The organism is [Mycobacterium] manitobense, from assembly GCF_025821665.1.
GTDB classification, from domain to species: Bacteria; Actinomycetota; Actinomycetes; order Mycobacteriales; family Mycobacteriaceae; genus Mycobacterium; species Mycobacterium arseniciresistens.
The window spans coordinates 1-15,878 of record NZ_JACKSJ010000241.1; the positions used below are offsets into that span (position 1 = coordinate 1).

The 15,878-nt window shown below is 69.5% G+C and carries 14 protein-coding genes, 1 tRNA gene, 1 other RNA gene and 1 pseudogene; 11 read left to right on the forward strand and 6 right to left on the reverse strand.

Annotated elements, in window-relative coordinates:
- Positions 1–221 (forward strand): annotated as a pseudogene (locus H7I41_RS26705) (hypothetical protein); the annotation flags it as partial.
- On the opposite strand, the gene H7I41_RS26710 reads toward H7I41_RS26705, so the two are convergent.
- Positions 169–1,242 carry an ATP-dependent DNA ligase gene (locus H7I41_RS26710; RefSeq protein WP_264015663.1) on the reverse strand — a complete coding sequence of 358 codons (1,074 nt, stop codon included), beginning with the start codon at positions 1,240–1,242 and terminating at the stop codon, positions 169–171. The pseudogene H7I41_RS26705 and the gene H7I41_RS26710 overlap by 53 nt on opposite strands.
- Before the next feature lie 87 nt (positions 1,243–1,329).
- Between H7I41_RS26710 and H7I41_RS26715 the strand changes: the two genes are divergently transcribed.
- Positions 1,330–1,965 carry a TetR/AcrR family transcriptional regulator gene (locus tag H7I41_RS26715; RefSeq protein ID WP_264015664.1) on the forward strand — a complete coding sequence of 212 codons (636 nt, stop codon included), beginning with the start codon at positions 1,330–1,332 and terminating at the stop codon, positions 1,963–1,965.
- A complete protein-coding gene (locus H7I41_RS30365; protein WP_264015665.1) occupies positions 1,962–3,179 on the forward strand; it encodes a cytochrome P450 in 1,218 nt (405 codons plus the stop codon). The genes H7I41_RS26715 and H7I41_RS30365 overlap by 4 nt, the downstream gene beginning before the upstream one ends.
- 1 nt (position 3,180) lies before the next feature.
- Here the strand turns inward: H7I41_RS30365 and H7I41_RS26725 are convergent, their stop codons facing one another.
- Complete coding sequence (locus H7I41_RS26725; RefSeq protein ID WP_264015676.1) at positions 3,181–4,326, reverse strand: LLM class flavin-dependent oxidoreductase; 1,146 nt, start codon at positions 4,324–4,326, stop codon at positions 3,181–3,183.
- Positions 4,327–4,482: 156 nt separating this feature from the next.
- On the opposite strand from H7I41_RS26725, the gene H7I41_RS26730 reads away from it, so the two are divergent.
- Genes H7I41_RS26730 through H7I41_RS26745 form a run of 4 tightly spaced genes read left to right on the forward strand, consistent with a single transcriptional unit; the run spans position 4,483 to position 9,251 of the window.
- The gene (locus H7I41_RS26730; RefSeq protein ID WP_264015666.1) at positions 4,483–5,535 is read left to right on the forward strand and encodes an ATP-dependent DNA ligase; all 1,053 of its coding nucleotides are present in this window, start codon (positions 4,483–4,485) and stop codon (positions 5,533–5,535) included.
- Positions 5,535–6,584 (forward strand): non-homologous end-joining DNA ligase, encoded by a 1,050-nt coding sequence (ligD, locus tag H7I41_RS26735; RefSeq protein ID WP_264015667.1) that lies wholly within the window; start codon positions 5,535–5,537, stop codon positions 6,582–6,584. The genes H7I41_RS26730 and ligD overlap by 1 nt, the downstream gene beginning before the upstream one ends.
- Before the next feature lie 10 nt (positions 6,585–6,594).
- Positions 6,595–7,095, forward strand: a complete 501-nt coding sequence (locus tag H7I41_RS26740) for a hypothetical protein (RefSeq protein WP_264015668.1) — start codon at positions 6,595–6,597, stop codon at positions 7,093–7,095.
- 50 nt (positions 7,096–7,145) lie between these two features.
- A complete protein-coding gene (locus H7I41_RS26745) occupies positions 7,146–9,251 on the forward strand; it encodes a DNA/RNA non-specific endonuclease (RefSeq protein ID WP_264015669.1) in 2,106 nt (701 codons plus the stop codon).
- Positions 9,252–9,257: 6 nt separating this feature from the next.
- Here H7I41_RS26745 and H7I41_RS26750 read toward each other — a convergent pair whose 3' ends face one another.
- Complete coding sequence (locus H7I41_RS26750) at positions 9,258–10,337, reverse strand: NAD(P)H-dependent amine dehydrogenase family protein (protein WP_264015670.1); 1,080 nt, start codon at positions 10,335–10,337, stop codon at positions 9,258–9,260.
- Positions 10,338–10,415: 78 nt separating this feature from the next.
- Between H7I41_RS26750 and H7I41_RS26755 the strand changes: the two genes are divergently transcribed.
- Positions 10,416–11,105 (forward strand): TetR/AcrR family transcriptional regulator C-terminal domain-containing protein, encoded by a 690-nt coding sequence (locus tag H7I41_RS26755; RefSeq protein ID WP_264015671.1) that lies wholly within the window; start codon positions 10,416–10,418, stop codon positions 11,103–11,105.
- On the opposite strand, the gene H7I41_RS26760 is transcribed toward H7I41_RS26755, so the two are convergent.
- From H7I41_RS26760 to H7I41_RS26770, 3 genes are all read right to left on the reverse strand, one after another.
- Positions 11,092–12,117, reverse strand: coding sequence for a S1C family serine protease (locus H7I41_RS26760; RefSeq protein ID WP_264015672.1), 1,026 nt, complete (start codon positions 12,115–12,117; stop codon positions 11,092–11,094). The genes H7I41_RS26755 and H7I41_RS26760 overlap by 14 nt on opposite strands.
- Before the next feature lie 84 nt (positions 12,118–12,201).
- Complete coding sequence (gene lucA / locus H7I41_RS26765) at positions 12,202–12,975, reverse strand: lipid uptake coordinator LucA (RefSeq protein ID WP_264015673.1); 774 nt, start codon at positions 12,973–12,975, stop codon at positions 12,202–12,204.
- 72 nt (positions 12,976–13,047) lie between these two features.
- Positions 13,048–13,133, reverse strand: a tRNA-Ser gene (locus tag H7I41_RS26770).
- A 58-nt stretch (positions 13,134–13,191) separates the two neighbouring features.
- Between H7I41_RS26770 and ffs the strand changes: the two genes are divergently transcribed.
- From ffs to H7I41_RS26785, 3 genes are all read left to right on the forward strand, one after another.
- Positions 13,192–13,288: signal recognition particle sRNA small type (gene ffs / locus H7I41_RS26775), an RNA gene on the forward strand.
- A 28-nt stretch (positions 13,289–13,316) separates the two neighbouring features.
- Positions 13,317–14,591, forward strand: coding sequence for an aspartate aminotransferase type Ic (locus tag H7I41_RS26780; RefSeq protein WP_264015674.1), 1,275 nt, complete (start codon positions 13,317–13,319; stop codon positions 14,589–14,591).
- A 39-nt stretch (positions 14,592–14,630) separates the two neighbouring features.
- Positions 14,631–15,878, forward strand: a 1,248-nt coding sequence (locus H7I41_RS26785) for a DNA polymerase III subunits gamma/tau (protein ID WP_264015675.1), incomplete at its 3' end; no start/stop codon positions are given.

Consider the following 15,878-nt stretch of genomic DNA (forward strand, 5'->3'; position numbering starts at 1 on the left):
AAGCCCCGGGCTGGCAGGTCGCCACCAGCGAGGTCGACGGCGTCCACACCGCGCAGTTCGTCACCCCCAGCGGGGGCCGCTACCGCTCGACCGCACCACCAGCGCCGGGAAAACTCAACATCCTGGTCAAGCGACCCCACCAGCGGATCACCTGCGGCCCGGCGTTACTCAAGAACCGGCTGCACCCAGACCGGGAACGATATCGGCCACGTCGAACGTGACCGGACGCTCGAGCTGGTCGTAGGTGCATGAACGCGGGTCCCGATCGGGACGCCAGCGGTTGAACTGCGCGGTGTGCCGGAAGCGCTGGCCCTCCATGTGGTCGTAGCGGACCTCGACCACGCGCTCGGGGCGCAGGGGTACGAACGACAGATCCTTGCCGGAGTTCCAGCGTGAGCCGGCGTTGCGCCCAGGGGTGCCGGCCTCCATGTGCGCGGCCCAATTCCACGGATGGCCGTCGAAGCTGGTGACCAGAGGCTGCAGCTCGGTGAACAGCGTCCGGCGGGTGGCCATCGGGAAGGCGCCGATGACGCCGACGGACGCGAGGCCGCCGTCGTCGTCGTACAGCCCGAGCATCAGGGATCCGATCGCGTCGTCACCCGACTTGTGCAGCCGGTATCCCGCCACCACACAGTCCGCGGTGCGCTGGTGCTTGATCTTGAACATGACGCGTTTGTCCGGTTGATAGGTCACGTCCGGCGGTTTGGCGATCACCCCGTCGAGGCCGGCGCCCTCGAATTCGTCGAACCACCGCTGTGCCCTGGCGAGGTCGGTGGTGATCGGCGTGACGTGGATCGACGGCCCGGATCCCGCGAGGGCGTCGACGAGCGCGGCGCGACGCTCACTGAACGGCCGCCCGGTGTAGTCGTCGTCGCCGAGCGCGAGCAGGTCGAACGCGACGAACGACGCCGGCGTCGTCTCGGCGAGCATCCGCACCCGCGACGCGGCGGGATGCACGCGCAGCTGCAGCGCCTCGAAATCGAGACCCGAGCCGGTGGCGATGACGATCTCGCCGTCGATCACGCACCGCGCGGGGAGTTCGGCCGTGGCCGCCGCGACCAGTTCGGGGAAGTAGCGCGTCAACGGCCGTTCGTTTCGGCTGCCGAATTCCACCTCGTCGCCGTCGCGGAAACAGATCGACCGGAAGCCGTCCCATTTGGGCTCGTACATCGCCTCGGGCGGGATCACCGGCACCGACTTCGCGAGCATCGGCCGCACCGGCGGCTGGACGGGCAGCTGCATCGGACCATTCTCGCCGTCGTCGGTCCGGAATGCCGCCGGTATTACGAGACGCTTGATTTCCGGAACTACCCGGTTCAGTATTACCAGATGCCGGGAACCGCAGCGACGATGAACGCGCCGGTCGAGCGCAGAGCCCGGCGGGGCCGTCCCCGCGACGACCGGCTGGACGCGGTGATCGTCGACGCGACCGTCGCCGAGGTCGCGGCCAAGGGGTGGGGCGGCGCGACCATCGAGGGAATCGCCAGCCGGGCTGGTGTCGGCCGCGGCTCGATCTACCGCCGCTGGCGCAGCAAGAGCGAGCTCGTCCAGTTCGTGGCGGTGTCCATCACCGCGCCGTCCGATTCGGTGGACACCGGATCCTTCGTCGACGACCTGTTCGCCGCCATGCTCCCGATCGCGGACATGCTCACCCAGCCCGAACTCGCCGCACTGCTGCCTGCGCTGCTCGCCGAGGCGACCACCGACGATTCGATCCGGTCGATCGTCCGCACCTTCGCGGGGCGGTGCCGCCAGCCGGTGCTCGACGCGGTGGAACGGGCACGCCTGCGCGGCGACGTCCCGCCCTCGACCGACGCCGACGCACTCGTCGACATGCTCGCCGGCGGGCTCGTGTACCGGCGCCTCCTGCTCGGCGAAGCCGCTGACGAATCGGCGGTCCGCGCACTGATCCGGCAGGCCGTCCGGTCCTGCTCACCCGACCCGTTCACCGAGGAGCAGGCGTGACCGAGATCCTGGACGTCGACCTCACCGATCCGCAGCTCTACACGGCGGGCTTCCCGCACGAGGTCTTCACCGAGTTGCGCCGACGCGGGCCGGTGCACCGCCACCTGGCCGTCGAGGGCCGCCCGTCGATCCCGTCGATCCCGTTCTGGTCGATCGTCACCCACCACGAGATCCAGCAGGTCAATCGCGACTGGAAGACCTTCGAGGCCGCCGGCGGCCCGATGATGGCGGCCGACCCGCTGCTGTCCGCCGGCCGGACGCTGGTGTCGATGGATCCGCCAGACCAGGCCGAGATGCGCCGGATCATCACCTCGGAGTTCACCCCGCGCATGATCGGCAGGCTCGAGCAGCGCATCGCCGCCCGGACCGCGGACATCCTCGCGGCGGCGGCGGGGGACACCTGCGACTTCGTCCGCGACATCGCCTATCAGGTCCCGATGCACCTCATCGCCGACATCGTGGGCATCCCCGAGACCGACCGGCCCTGGGTGTTCGAGCGGGTCGACCACCTCCTCAAGTCGGGTAACCCGTACAACGGCTACTCCGACGAGGATCGGCTCGGATTCCAGGTCGAACTCTTCGAGTACGCGCAGCGGCTCACCGCCGACAAGCGGGCCAACCCGACCGACGATGTCTGGACCAAGCTCGCCGGTCAGCTCGACGGCTTCGAACTGGAGATGTTCTTCCTCATCCTGGCCATCGCCGGCAGCGAGACCACGCGCAACGCGCTGGCGCAGGGACTCATCGCGCTGCTCGACGATCCCGCCCAGCTCGACGAACTGCGGACGAGCCCCGACCTCTGCGCCACCGCCGCCGACGAAGCCATCCGCTGGTCGAGCCCGGTCATCTTCTTCGGTCGGACCGCCACCGTCGATGTGACCATCGGCGATGCGAACGTCAAGGCGGGTGACCGCGTGCTGCTCTGGTACCCGTCGGGCAACCGCGACGAGTCCGTCTTCGACGACCCATTCCGTTTCGACGTCCACCGCTTCCCCAACCCGCACGTCTCCTTCGGCGGTGGCGGCGTGCACTACTGCCTCGGCGCGAACCTCGCCCGCAAGGAGGTGCAGGTGGTGTTCGGGGCCATCGCGGCCGGCTACGACGTCGAGCTCGCCGGTCCGCCGGTGTGGTCCGGTGGCGGACCGGTGCACAACGTCGGTATCGGGATCGACTCGCTGCCGATCCGGATCACCCCGCGCAGGGCGACGGGTTGAATCAGAATTTTTTGAGCCTCCGGACGATCTTGGTGAACGGCTGCGCCGACGTGAGTCCTTTGCGCAAGCTCCGCTGCATGAAACTCCCGTTGAGTATCACCATGTAGCGGACCCCGCAGTCACGCCACTGCGCGGCCTGCTCGATGACCTCGTCGGGCGTTCCGTTCAACAGAAATTCCCGCAGCACTCCCGGCGGGATGCCCGCCACGTGGGACAGAGCCGTCTGCTCATCCATGCCATGCGGGAGCAGATCCTGGCCACCCGCGAAGCCCGCGCCCAATGGGTGCTGCGCCCCGTGGCGAGCAAAGACCTCATCGGACGCGTTCAGCCCGAAAGCCCTGAGTATCGTGGAATCGAGTGCCTCGTCGACGTCATCGCGGGTGCGACCGGTGACGACGAACAACTGGACTGCAGGGATGATGGACATCGGATCGCGACCAGCGTCAGAAGCGGCCGACCGAACGACGTCGAGGCGTTGCTTGTAGTCCACCGGCCGGTGCGCGAATCCCGGGAAATAGGCATCTCCGTAACGCCCCGCGGCGCGCAACATGCGGGGACCGTGCGCACCGATCCAGATCTCGGGCCACCTGCCGCGATAGGGCGGCAGATCAAACAACGCATTCCGCAGCGGGAAATAGGGCGAGTCCCGGTTGACGAGTTCGCCGCCCGAATCCCACAGGGCGCGAATGGTTGCCATCGCCTCCTCGAAGCGCGCGACCGGCTTGGCCCAGTCGACCCCGTAGGGCTCGTTCCCTTCGCGTTCGCCGGGGCCGATGCCCAGGATTGCTCGACCCCGGGTGAGCAGGTGCAGCGTCGCGGCAGCCTGCGCGGTGACGGCCGGATTACGTCGACCGCTGTCTGTCACCGCCACGCCGAGGCGCAGGCGGCCAATTCGATTTCGGCCGGCGATATGCCCGAGCATGGTCCACGGCTCCATCGCGGCGTCGATCTTCGGTATGAGTTTTGCTGCACCGCAATACTTCTCTTTCCACAACGAGCGGGGAAAGAGCTGGTTGAGGTGGTCGGGGACCCAGAACGAGTCGACGCGGTTGGCGACTGCACCCAGGTAGTTGGCCCGGGTGAAGGTGTCTGCGGCCGGGCGAGCGGCGCAGATCCCGTCCCCGATCCCTACACGAAAGCCGGTCATGGCCACCCTTCACCGCCCCTGGCGCTTCAGTGTCTCGCAGACCGATCGGGCGGATCACGTAATCGGCTACTCGTTTCCTCATCGCTTCGTGATTCGTCGGCGCTGACCCTGCTCATTCGTCGATGACATTGCCCGGCGCATGCGGTCTGCACGACTATGGGAACCGTGCAGCTACCCGTTCAGCCCCCGATCGAGCCGATGCTGGCCAAGGCGCAGGCCACGGTGCCGGCCGACGCGGGCGTGTGGTCCTACGAGCCGAAGTGGGACGGTTTCCGCGCTCTGGTCTTCCGCGACGGTGACGAGATCGTCCTTCAGTCCCGCTCGGGCAAGGACCTCGGCCGGTACTTCCCCGAACTGGCGGTTGCGCTGCGCGACGAGGTGGCCGAGCGCTGCGTGCTCGACGGCGAGATCGTGGTGCCCCGCGAGATCGGCGGCCGGATCCGGCTGGACTGGGAATCGCTGTCGCAACGCATCCACCCGGCGGTGTCGCGGGTGAAGCTGCTGGCCGAGCAGACCCCGGCGCACTTCATCGGATTCGACGCCCTCGCCCTCGGCGACACGCTGCTCACCAAGGAGCCCTTCCGCACCCGCAGGCAGGCGCTGGCCGACGCCGTGCACGAGAAGCAGTGGTGCCACGTCACCCGGACCACCGAGGACCCGCAGACCGGCGCCCAGTGGCTGGACACCTTCGAGGGCGCCGGACTCGACGGCGTGATCGCCAAGCGGCTCGACGGTCCGTACCTGCCCGGCAAGCGGGAGATGATCAAGGTCAAGCACGCCCGCGACGCCGACTGCGTCGCAATGGGATACCGCATCCACAAGAGTGGCGAAGGCGTCGGATCGGTGCTGCTCGGCCTGTACCGTGACGACGGCGAACTGCAGATGGTCGGCGGCGCAGCGTCGTTCAGCACGAAGGACCGCATCCGGCTGCTGGCCGAACTGGAACCGCTCCGGGAGGGTGACGACGTGCGTGAAGGCGATCCGAGCCGGTGGAACTCGGCCGCCGACAAGCGCTGGATCCCCGTCCGGCCGGAGCGGGTCTGCGAAGTGCACTACGACCAGATGGAGGGCAACGGCGACGCCGGTCAACGCTTCAGGCACGCGGTGAAATTCGTCCGGTGGCGGCCCGACCGCGATCCGCGCAGCTGCACCTTCGATCAGCTCGACGCGCCGCTCACCTACGACCTCTACGACGTACTGGAGTCCTGATGCCCACTCCCGCAGAGGAGATCGACGTCGACGGTGTCAAGGTCCGACTGACCAACCGCGACAAGCCGTACTTCCCGAAGCTGGGCGCCAAGGGCACGAAGGGGGCGTTGTTCGACTACTACCGGGCGGTCGCCGGTCCCATGGTCGCCGTCCTGCGGGACCGGCCGACGCATCTGCAGAGGTTTCCCGATGGCATCGAAGGCGAGGAGATCTACCAGAAACGGGTGCCGCAGAAGCATCCCGACTACCTCGAGACGTGCACCGTCACCTTCCCGTCGGGCCGCACGGCCGACGCGCTGAAGGTCACCCACCCGTCGGCCATCGCGTGGGCCGCGCAGATGGGCACCGTCACCCTGCACCCGTGGCAGGTGCGCTGCCCCGACACCGAGCACCCCGACGAGCTGCGCATCGACCTCGACCCGCAGCCGGGCACCGGTTTCAAGGAGGCGAGCGCGGTCGCCGTCGGCGTCCTCAAACCGCTGCTCGACGAACTCGGGCTCACCGCCTACCCCAAGACGTCCGGCGGCCGCGGCGTGCACATCTTCCTGCGCATCGAGAACAGCTGGGACTTCGTCGCCGTCCGTCGCGCCGGCATCGCGCTGGCCCGCGAGGTCGAACGACGCGCACCGGACGACGTCACCACGTCCTGGTGGAAGGAGGACCGCGGCGAGCGGGTGTTCATCGACTACAACCAGAACGCGCGCGACCGCACGTTCGCCTCGGCGTACTCGGCGCGCAAGACCCCGATCGCGACAGTGTCGACACCGCTGACGTGGGACGAGCTGGCCGATGCCGACCCCGACGACTACACGATCGCGACAGTGCCCGACTTCGCGGCCGGCCGACCCGACCCGTGGGCGGGCATCGACGAGACGGCGCACTCACTGCAGAAACTGCTCGACATGGTGGCCGCCGACGAGGACCGCGGTCTCGGCGACCTGCCCTACCCGCCGAGCTACCCGAAGATGCCGGGCGAACCGCCGCGGGTGCAGCCGAGCAAGAAGGTCGCCGCCAACTGGGACGAACACGGCAACCGGGTGACCGAGTGACGGCCCGCCGATGGCACTGAGCGCCTGGGCGGACACCATCCGCAGGGGCGCGGCGGGCGCCGCGCTGATCGCCATCGTGGTGGGCGGCATCGGGATCGGGACCTACATCCTGTTCGCGGCCGACGACCAGGCAGCCACCCCCGCCGCGCCGCGGACCCCGCCGGCATCGGTCGCACCGCCGGTTCCCGCGGCCAACGAGTTCACCGTCGGCGTCACGGTGACCGGGCGGGACTGCCCTCAGCCGCAGGAGTGCCTCTACACCTACACGATCGAGCCGAAGTACATCGGCGTGCGCCCGCTGCCCGAGCAGGAGCTGCAGGTGCACTACCGGGTGAGCGGTGGGCGCGAACCACAGGACGGCACCTTCACCGTGCGCGGCCGCGAGGCGCGGTTCATGAAGGACGTCACGGTCGTCGGACCGGCCCAGGCGACACTGACGGCCGCCGTCCTTGACGTGGTGAAGAGCCCGGTGTTCGGCCCCACCCTCAGCACACCGCCGACACCCGGATGAGGTAGCCGACTACCCTGTCCCGTCCCGCCCGGTTCGCACAGGCTGGCACCGTGGACAAACTCGACAGGTTGCGCACGGTCATCGGGCAGCTGGCTCCCGACGACACACCGGAGACCTTCCACGAAGGCCTCACGCCGAATCTGGCCGGCTCGCTGAGTGATCCGAGGGGCGCAGAGGCCGTCGACCGGCTGGCGCACCACCAGGATCTGGGGCCGGACGGCGAATTCGCCCTCGAGGCCATCGTGCTGCCCGAACTCCGGCCGGCCATCGACGTCGTCGGCGGGGACTTCACCATCGAGGACCCGCTCTGGCAGCACCTCGACACCGATCCGGTGCTGCACGCGGCGATCAAGTCGACGCTGTCGTCGATCGGGCGCGTCGACCTGCCCGGGCACCCCTCGCTGCCCTACGGCGGCACCGCGTTCGTCGCGGGCGAGGGACTGCTGATGACCAATCGCCATGTGGCGGAGCTGTTCACGTCCGGCATCGGAGTCCACGACCTGCGCTTCCTGCCCGGCATGAGCCCGGACGTCGACTTCGCCCACGAGGCGGGCAGCGACGCCTCGATCGCGCTCGACATCCTCGGCGTCGCGATGATCCACCCCTACTGGGACATGGCGCTGCTGCGGGTCGACGGCCTGGCCGCGCGGCATCCGGTGCTGCAGCTGTCACTCGACGACCCGGCGGATCTCATCGACCGCGAGATCGCATGCGTCGGCTATCCGGCGTTCGATCCCCGCAACGACGCGGCCGTGCAGCACAAGGTGTTCCGTGGCGTGTACAACGTCAAGCGGCTGCAGCCGGGGAAGATCAGGGGCCGCGCGCCGACCACCAGCTTCGGCAAGCGTCTCGACGTCGGCACCCACGACAGCTCGACGCTCGGCGGCAACTCCGGTTCGGCGGTCATCGACGTACGCACCGGCCACGTGCTGGCGCTTCACTTCGCCGGCATCTACCTCAGGGAGAACTACGCGGTGCCGGCCTGCGACCTCGCCGAGGACCGGCGGGTGGTGGACAGCGGGGTGTCCTTCGCAGGCCGGCCCGCGCCCTCGGCCGGTGCGTGGGACACCTGGTGGCAGCGGACCGGCGCCGAGGCGCCCGCACCGGCGCGGAGTGACGTGCCCGAGCAGCTGACCGTCCGCTACGACATCCCGATCGAGGTGACCGTGCGGATCGCCGGCGCCCCGGTGGCCGTGTCCACGGCCGCGTCCGACCCGAGCCCTTTCGCGACCGAGGCGATGGTGGCGCCACACCACGACACCGACTACAGCAACCGGACCGGTTACGACAGCTCGTTTCTCGACGGTCTCGAGCTGCCGCCACCCGCGCCCGCCGACCCCGCGAACGTCGTGAGCATGCAGGACGGCGCGCCCTACATCCCGTACCACCACTTCTCGGTCGTAATGGACAAGCGCCGCCGGCTGGCCGCGTTCACCGCGTGCAACGCCGACTTCTCGCCGGCGGCAAAGGAACCCGAGCCGGGAGATTACTCCCGCAAGGGGTTGTCGGGGCTGGGCCGCAACGACATCGAGCTGTGGTTCGTCGATCCGCGGGTGCCCGCCGAGTTCCAGCTCACCGACCGGTTCTTCACCAAGGATTGCGGCGCCTTCGACCGCGGGCACGTGGTGCGGCGGGAGGACGCCGCGTGGGGTTCGAGCTACCAGGAGGTGCGCGACGCCAACGGCGACACCTTCCACATCACGAACTGCACACCGCAGGTCGCGGGATTCAACCAGGCCAAGTCGAAGAACTGGGGCGCACTGGAGAACCTGATCGCCAAGCAGGCAGGCACCGGCCGGGTGTCGGTGTTCGCCGGTCCGGTGCTCGCGGCCGACGACCCGGTCTTCGTCGGGGAGGGCCCGAACGGCCCGGTGCGGGTGCAGATCCCGGTTCGGTACTGGAAGGTGGTCGCCGCGGCCACCGACGGAAAACTGACCGCGTACGCCTTCCTCCTCGAGCAGGACCTGTCGGACGTCCCACTGGAACTGGCGATCCCGGACGCCTGGCGCGAGCTGATGATCCCGGTGAAGGCCCTTCAACGCCGGCTCGGCGGCGTCACCTTCCCCGCACAGCTCAAGAAGGCTGACCAGTCGGGCACCGCCCGTGGTGCCGCGGTGCGGGCGGCGACCGGAATCGAGCTGGCCGGGCCAAGCTGAGACGGATCAGGCCGTCGGCACCACCCCGCGCGGAAGATTCAGCGGCAGGTCGTTGTAGGTGGCGATGCCGGGCGCCGCGGCGACGACCGCAGAGATCGCGTGGATCGGCGGCATCGCGGTCATGATGTGCCCGAGCACGAAGAAGTCCTCGATCGTCTTGGCGTTCTCGATCATGTCCTGCGGCGGCAGGAATCCCACCTGCATGTTGACCGTGGGCCTGCCCTCGATGGTGATCTTCCAGCCGTCCGCGTCGAGCTGCCAGTCGGGCTCCAGCGTCTGGCCCTTCTTCCACCGCACATTGATGTCCACGACGGTTTGTTGCCGTCCGGCAGCGTCTTTCACCAAGCCCTGCCAGCTGGCGGCGACACCCGCGACGTGACCGGCCGGGATGGTCCACGACGCCATCACCAGATCCTCTGTGGTCTGGGCGTATTCGGGCACGCACTTGATCTCGTCGAGCTCGACGCCGATCGCGTCGGCGACCAGTTGCACCGCCTCGGCGAACACCGCGGTGCCCTTTTCGGCCATCGGCTGCAGGTTCGGATCGTCGATCGCGGTGCCGAATCCCGTGGGGCGCTCGGTGTCGGGGGAGTCGTAGAGCGTGGTGTCCGCGGACTCGGCGATGATGATCTTGTCGACCCTGTCGCAGGCGGTGGCCGCCACGATCGCGAGCAGTTCCGCAAAGCCGGGGCTGACGCCGGAGCCGAACAGCGTCGATCCGCCCTTCTGGCAGGCCTTCTCGAGCTTGTCGCGGCCGTCGCCCAGATTGCGTCCGGTGATGAACGACGCGGACGCCACCACGTTGACACCGGCCTCGAGGATGCCCACCAGCTCGTCGACGTCGATCCACATCGGGTTGTACACGACGACGTCCGGCTTCAGGGCGAGCAGTTCGCCGACGTCGTTGGTGGCGGTGACGCCGAGCGGTTCGATGCCGCAGAGTTCGCCGACGTCGCGACCGGCCTTCTCGGCCGACCAGGCGTAGCAGCCGACGAGTTCGAGGTGCGGGTTTCGCGCGATCGCCGCGACCGAACTCTTCCCGACGTTTCCAGTCGTCCACTGGACGACGCGATAGGTGTTTGGCACTCGCTCAGATTAGGGCGCGCGCCGATGTTTCGCGGCCTTTTTTGCCGACCGGCGAAAAATAGTCCGTAGGCTGCCGGTGTGAGCAGCGACGTCGACCCGGCGGAGGCGCCCCGGCGGGCGCGGGGCCGCCCGGCCCGCCTCGACCGCGAGCAGATCGTCGCGGCCGCCCGGACGGCGGGCCGCGGCCTGACCATGCAGGGGGTGGCCGACGCCCTCGGCGTCAGCCGCAAGGCGCTGCACTACTACGTCGGTGACCGGCAGGGGCTGCTCACGCTGGTGGTGCTCGACCGGTTCGAGTCGGAGCTCCGCCGTGTGGAGCTGCCCGAGGACGGCGACTGGCGTGTGGTGCTGCGCTCCTATGCGTTCGCGTTCCGGGACGGCCTGATCCAGGTCGGCGTCCAGATGAGCAGCGCGGTAGACCACTCGCCGTTCCACGGTGTCGGTGCCACCGCCGTACTCGCGCTGGCCGAACGCGTGCTCGACGCGATGCTGACCGCCGGGTTCGGCGTCGACGACGCGCGCCGGGGCGTCACCGCCGTGGCCAACATCGCCCAGTCGGCCGCCCAGGAGGCCACCCACACGTCGGTGCACGACAGGCACGAGGCGGAGACCCGCGCGGCCCTGCTACGCGCGGCAGACGCGGACTACCCGGCATTGCGCAGGGTGCTGGCCGCGGCGTCGGCGTCCGACGACGGTCAGTTCGACTTCGAACTCGACTTGGCGATCGCCGGACTCGAGCGGCTGCTGGGGGAGGTCAGCCGGCGGTGAGGGTGGCCTTGCCGGTCCGTTCCTGACCACCCCGGTCGATCCAGGTCAGGTCGATCACGTCGCCCGGGTAGTGCCGGTCGAGGACGAAGGTCAGGTCGGTCGCGGTGCCGATCGGGCTGCCGTCGATCGTGGTGAGGACGTCGCCGTCGAGCAGTCCGGCCTGCTCGGCAGGACCGCCGCGCAGCACCTCCTGGATGATCACGCCGGGGCCGCTACGCGGAGCGGTGCGCACACCGACGCCCAGCAGTGACGGCGGACCGATGTGGATCGACTCCGAGGGCACCAGGCTGCGGATCTGGCCGGCGATGCCGATCGCATCGTTGATCGGGATCGCGAAGCCCTTGCCGCCGGGCCCCAGCTGGTAGTTCACCGACGCGGCGGTGGTGATGCCGACGACCTGCCCGGCGCCGTTGACCACCGGCCCGCCCGAGTCGCCGGCGCGCACCGGAGCCGCGAACTCGATCAGCCCGTTCAGCTCGTCCGAACTGCCGGTCAGCGCGTCCTCGGCCTCGACCGTGCGGCCGAAGGCGGTGACCGTCCCGACCTCGCGGGTCAGCGGTGCTCCGCTGCCGTCGGCGTTGCCGAGCGCCACCACCGGTTCGCCCGGGACCAGCGCCGACGAGTCGCCGATCGGCGCCACCGGCAACCCGCCGGCGCCGAGCAGCTGCAGCACGGCGACATCCTGGCCGCGGTTGTAGCCCACCAGCTGGGCCGGATAGGAGCGGCCGGCCACACTGGCACTGATCCGGTCGGCGCCCTGGACGACGTGGTAGTTGGTCAGCACCTGACCGCCCGGATCGAGGACGATGCCGGTCCCGGTCCCGAAGACGTTCTGGTAGTCGATCTCCGTGTCCAGCCGCACCACGGCGGGCTCCACCTGCGCGGACGCCGCCACCGGGTCGGCGGGGGCGGCCAGCGCCGTGCCGGCGAACGCGGGTGCGACCAGTGCCAGCACAGCGGCCAGCACGGTCAGGATCGTCAGCGGTCGTCGACGCGACTGGGGAACGGCCATGTGGTCCATAGTGGCGGTCAAATACCCAGGCTGTCGAAGAACCAACCGCGCGCGCGGCTCGGAGGGCTCGTCGTCAGACTTGCGTCAGTCCTCGACCGCGACGCCGCCGCGCAGTCGGCGGCGGCGACTGCCTGAGGGTCGCCGGTTGCGCAACCCGCCGCCCGCGTCGGCCTCCGGATCGCCGGTCGGCTCCTCGGATGCCTGGTCAGCGGTCGGTTCGGGGGTCACCTCGTCGGCGTCGGACTTCGCGGGCTCATCGGCGGTGACCTCGGCCGGCTGGTCGTCTGCGGCTTCCTCGGTCGTCTCGTCGGTGCCGGTGTCCTCGACGTCGTCGGTGTCTTCGGTGTCCGCTGTGTCTTCGGTCTCAGCGGCCTTCCTGCGGCCGCGCCGGTTGACCGAGGCCTTCTTCGGCTTGAGCGGCTTCGGCGGCGGCGGGGGCAGTTCGGCGACGAAGGCCAGGTGGAAGGCGAGCGCACCGAGCACCGCGATCGCGGCGGCCGCGCCGTAGATCCCGAACAGCCACGCGCCTGCGGAGTCGAGGCTCAACCAGATCTCGCTGACGGCCGCGCCGATGATCAGCACGCCCGCCAGCACGTGCAACGCAGCTGACCAGGCGCGCAGGCCGAGCGCGAGCTGTGGCGTCTGGAATTCGGGGCGACGGGTGCGCTGCAGCGTGAACACGACCGGCAGCGCGGCGAGCCCGATCAGCGCGCCCGCCACGATGCGCAACACGGTGCCCAGCGTGTGGGAGGTCTCGCCCATCAGCTCGTACCACCGCGGCAGCACGAAGAAGAAGTACAGAAGCGCAGCGATCAATGAGAACGATGCGTGCCACGTCACCGCGACCGAGCGCCGCATACTCCTCCTCGAGTTCTCTGGTCACGGGGTGTGACCGGTTCGTTTGTGCCGGTCACACCCCGGGACCGAGTGCGGAGGATAGGGGATTTGAACCCCTGAGGGCTGTTAACCCAACCCGCGTTCCAGGCGAGCGCCATAGGCCACTAGGCGAATCCTCCGCGGGCCATGGTAGCCGACCGGGCTGGTGCTCCGGTTCCGGCGCGGGTATTACACTCAGGTCGGACCCCGCGCGGCGTCCATCCTGTGAACTCCCCCAGGGCCGGAAGGCAGCAAGGGTCAACGGGCTCTGGCGGGTGCGCGGGGTCCCCTTGGTTCTCGCTCATGTCGGTGAAAGGCTCGCGGTGTCGTTCCAGTCCCTCGGCCGCGACGAACTGGCCGCCCAGCACGAACTGCAGCAACGCAATTACGCCGAGCTGCAGGCCAAGAAGCTGCAGTTGGACCTCACCCGCGGCAAGCCTTCGCCGGCCCAGCTCGACCTGTCCAACGAATTGTTGAGCCTGCCCGCCGGGGACTACCGCGACGGCGACGGCACCGACACCCGCAACTACGGCGGCCTGCACGGGTTGCCCGAACTGCGCGCCATCTTCGGCGAACTGCTGGGCATCCAGGTGCCGAACCTGATCGCAGGCAACAACGCCAGCCTGGAGTTCATGCACGACGCGGTGGTGTTCTCGCTGCTGCACGGCACCGTCGACTCGCCGCGGCCCTGGAAGGACGAGCCGCAGGTCAAATTCCTGTGCCCCGCGCCGGGCTACGACCGCCACTTCGCGATCACCGAGAGCCTCGGCATCGAGATGATCACCGTGCCGATGCGCGAGGACGGCCCCGACGTCGACCTCATCGAGGAGCTCGTCGCCGCCGATCCGGCGATCAAGGGCATGTGGTGCGTGCCGGTGTTCGCCAATCCCACCGGAGTCACGTACTCCTGGGAGACGGTTCGCCGGCTTGTTCAGATGCGTACGGCTGCAAGCGATTTCCGGCTTTTTTGGGACAACGCCTACGCGGTGCACACGCTCACCCACGACTTCCCGCGGCAGGTCGACGTGCTGGGGCTGGCCGCGGCGGCCGGCAACCAGAACCGACCGCTGGTGTTCGCCTCGACCTCGAAGATCACCTTCGCCGGCGCCGGGGTCAGCTTCTTCGGCGGCTCGCTGGGCAACATCGCGTGGTACCTGCAGTACGCGGGCAAGAAGTCGATCGGCCCGGACAAGGTCAACCAGCTGCGGCACCTGCGGTTCTTCGGCGACGCCGACGGCGTGCGGCTGCAGATGCAGCGCCACCAGGAACTGCTGGCGCCGAAGTTCGCACTGGTCGCCGAGATCCTCGAGGACCGGCTCGGCGAGTCGAAGATCGCGTCGTGGACCGACCCCAAGGGCGGCTACTTCGTCAGCCTCGACGTGTGGCCCGGCACCGCGCGCCGCACGGTCGCGCTGGCCAAGGACGCCGGCATCGCCGTGACCGAGGCGGGCGCGTCGTTCCCGTACCGAAAAGATCCCGACGACAAGAACATCCGCATCGCGCCGACCTTCCCGGCGCTGCCGGACCTGCGTGAGGCGATCGACGGGCTTGCCACCTGTGCGCTGCTCGCAGCGACCGAGTCCCTGCTCGCAACCTAGCGTGCACAGTCGTCGGTCCGCGTCGGTAGCCTGCTGAGCGTGGCGCTCTACCGCAAGTACCGACCGGCGACCTTCGCGGAGGTGGTGGGTCAGGAGCACGTCACCGAACCGCTGTCGACCGCGCTGTCGGCGGGCCGCATCAACCACGCCTACCTGTTCTCGGGTCCGCGCGGCTGCGGGAAGACCTCGTCGGCACGCATCCTGGCTCGCTCGCTGAACTGCGTGCAGGGGCCCACACCCACGCCGTGCGGCGTGTGCGACTCGTGTGTGGCACTGGCGCCCAACGGCCCGGGCAGCGTCGACGTGGTGGAACTCGACGCGGCCAGCCACGGCGGCGTGGACGACACCCGCGAGCTGCGCGACCGCGCCTTCTACGCTCCGGCGCACTCCCGCTACCGCATCTTCATCGTCGACGAAGCGCACATGGTCACCACCGCGGGCTTCAACGCGCTGCTCAAGATCGTCGAGGAGCCACCGGACCACCTGATCTTCGTGTTCGCGACCACCGAGCCGGAGAAGGTGCTGCCGACCATCCGCTCGCGGACGCACCACTACCCCTTCCGGCTGCTCGCGCCCAAGACGATGCGGACGCTGCTGGAACGGATCTGCGGCCAGGAGGGCGTGCAGGTCGACGACGTCGTCTACCCGCTGGTCATCCGCGCCGGCGGGGGATCACCGCGCGACACGCTGTCGGTACTCGACCAGCTGCTCGCCGGCGCCGAGGGCAGCCACGTGCAGTACGCCCGGGCGCTCGCGCTGCTCGGCGCCACCGACGTCGCCCTCATCGACGACGCCGTCGACGCGCTGGCCGCCGGAGACGCCGCCGCGCTGTTCGGCGCCGTCGAGGCCGTGATCGACGCCGGACACGATCCGCGCCGGTTCGCCACCGACCTGCTGGAACGCTTCCGCGACCTGATCGTGCTGCAGGCGGTGCCCGACGCCGCGGCACGCGGGGTGGTCGACGCTCCCGGTGACGTGCTGGAACGCATGCGCGAGCAGGCCGAGCGGCTGGGCACGGCGACGCTGACCCGGTTCGCCGAGGTGGTGCACGCCGGCCTCGGCGAGATGCGCGGTGCGACCGCGCCGCGACTGCTGCTCGAGGTGGTGTGTGCGCGGCTGCTGCTGCCGTCGGCCAGTGACACGGAGTCGGCGCTGCTTCAGCGGGTGGAGCGCATCGAGATGCGGCTCGACATGTCGATCCCGGCGGGCGAGGCGGCACCCGCCGCGGCAGCCCGCGCGGCCGCCCCGGCTCCGTCGCGACAGTTCGCCCGCAGGAGTGCGGCGCCG

Bases quoted from the DNA above. Each gene is read 5' to 3' on its own strand.
- H7I41_RS26710 (WP_264015663.1), bottom strand. From the start codon at position 1,242: ATGCAGCTGCCCGTCCAGCCGCCGGTGCGGCCGATGCTCGCGAAGTCG.
- H7I41_RS26715 (WP_264015664.1), top strand. From the start codon at position 1,330: ATGCCGGGAACCGCAGCGACGATGAACGCGCCGGTCGAGCGCAGAGCC.
- H7I41_RS26725 (WP_264015676.1), bottom strand. From the start codon at position 4,326: ATGACCGGCTTTCGTGTAGGGATCGGGGACGGGATCTGCGCCGCTCGC.
- H7I41_RS26730 (WP_264015666.1), top strand. From the start codon at position 4,483: ATGGGAACCGTGCAGCTACCCGTTCAGCCCCCGATCGAGCCGATGCTG.
- ligD (WP_264015667.1), top strand. From the start codon at position 5,535: ATGCCCACTCCCGCAGAGGAGATCGACGTCGACGGTGTCAAGGTCCGA.
- H7I41_RS26740 (WP_264015668.1), top strand. From the start codon at position 6,595: ATGGCACTGAGCGCCTGGGCGGACACCATCCGCAGGGGCGCGGCGGGC.
- H7I41_RS26760 (WP_264015672.1), bottom strand. From the start codon at position 12,117: ATGGCCGTTCCCCAGTCGCGTCGACGACCGCTGACGATCCTGACCGTG.
- lucA (WP_264015673.1), bottom strand. From the start codon at position 12,975: ATGCGGCGCTCGGTCGCGGTGACGTGGCACGCATCGTTCTCATTGATC.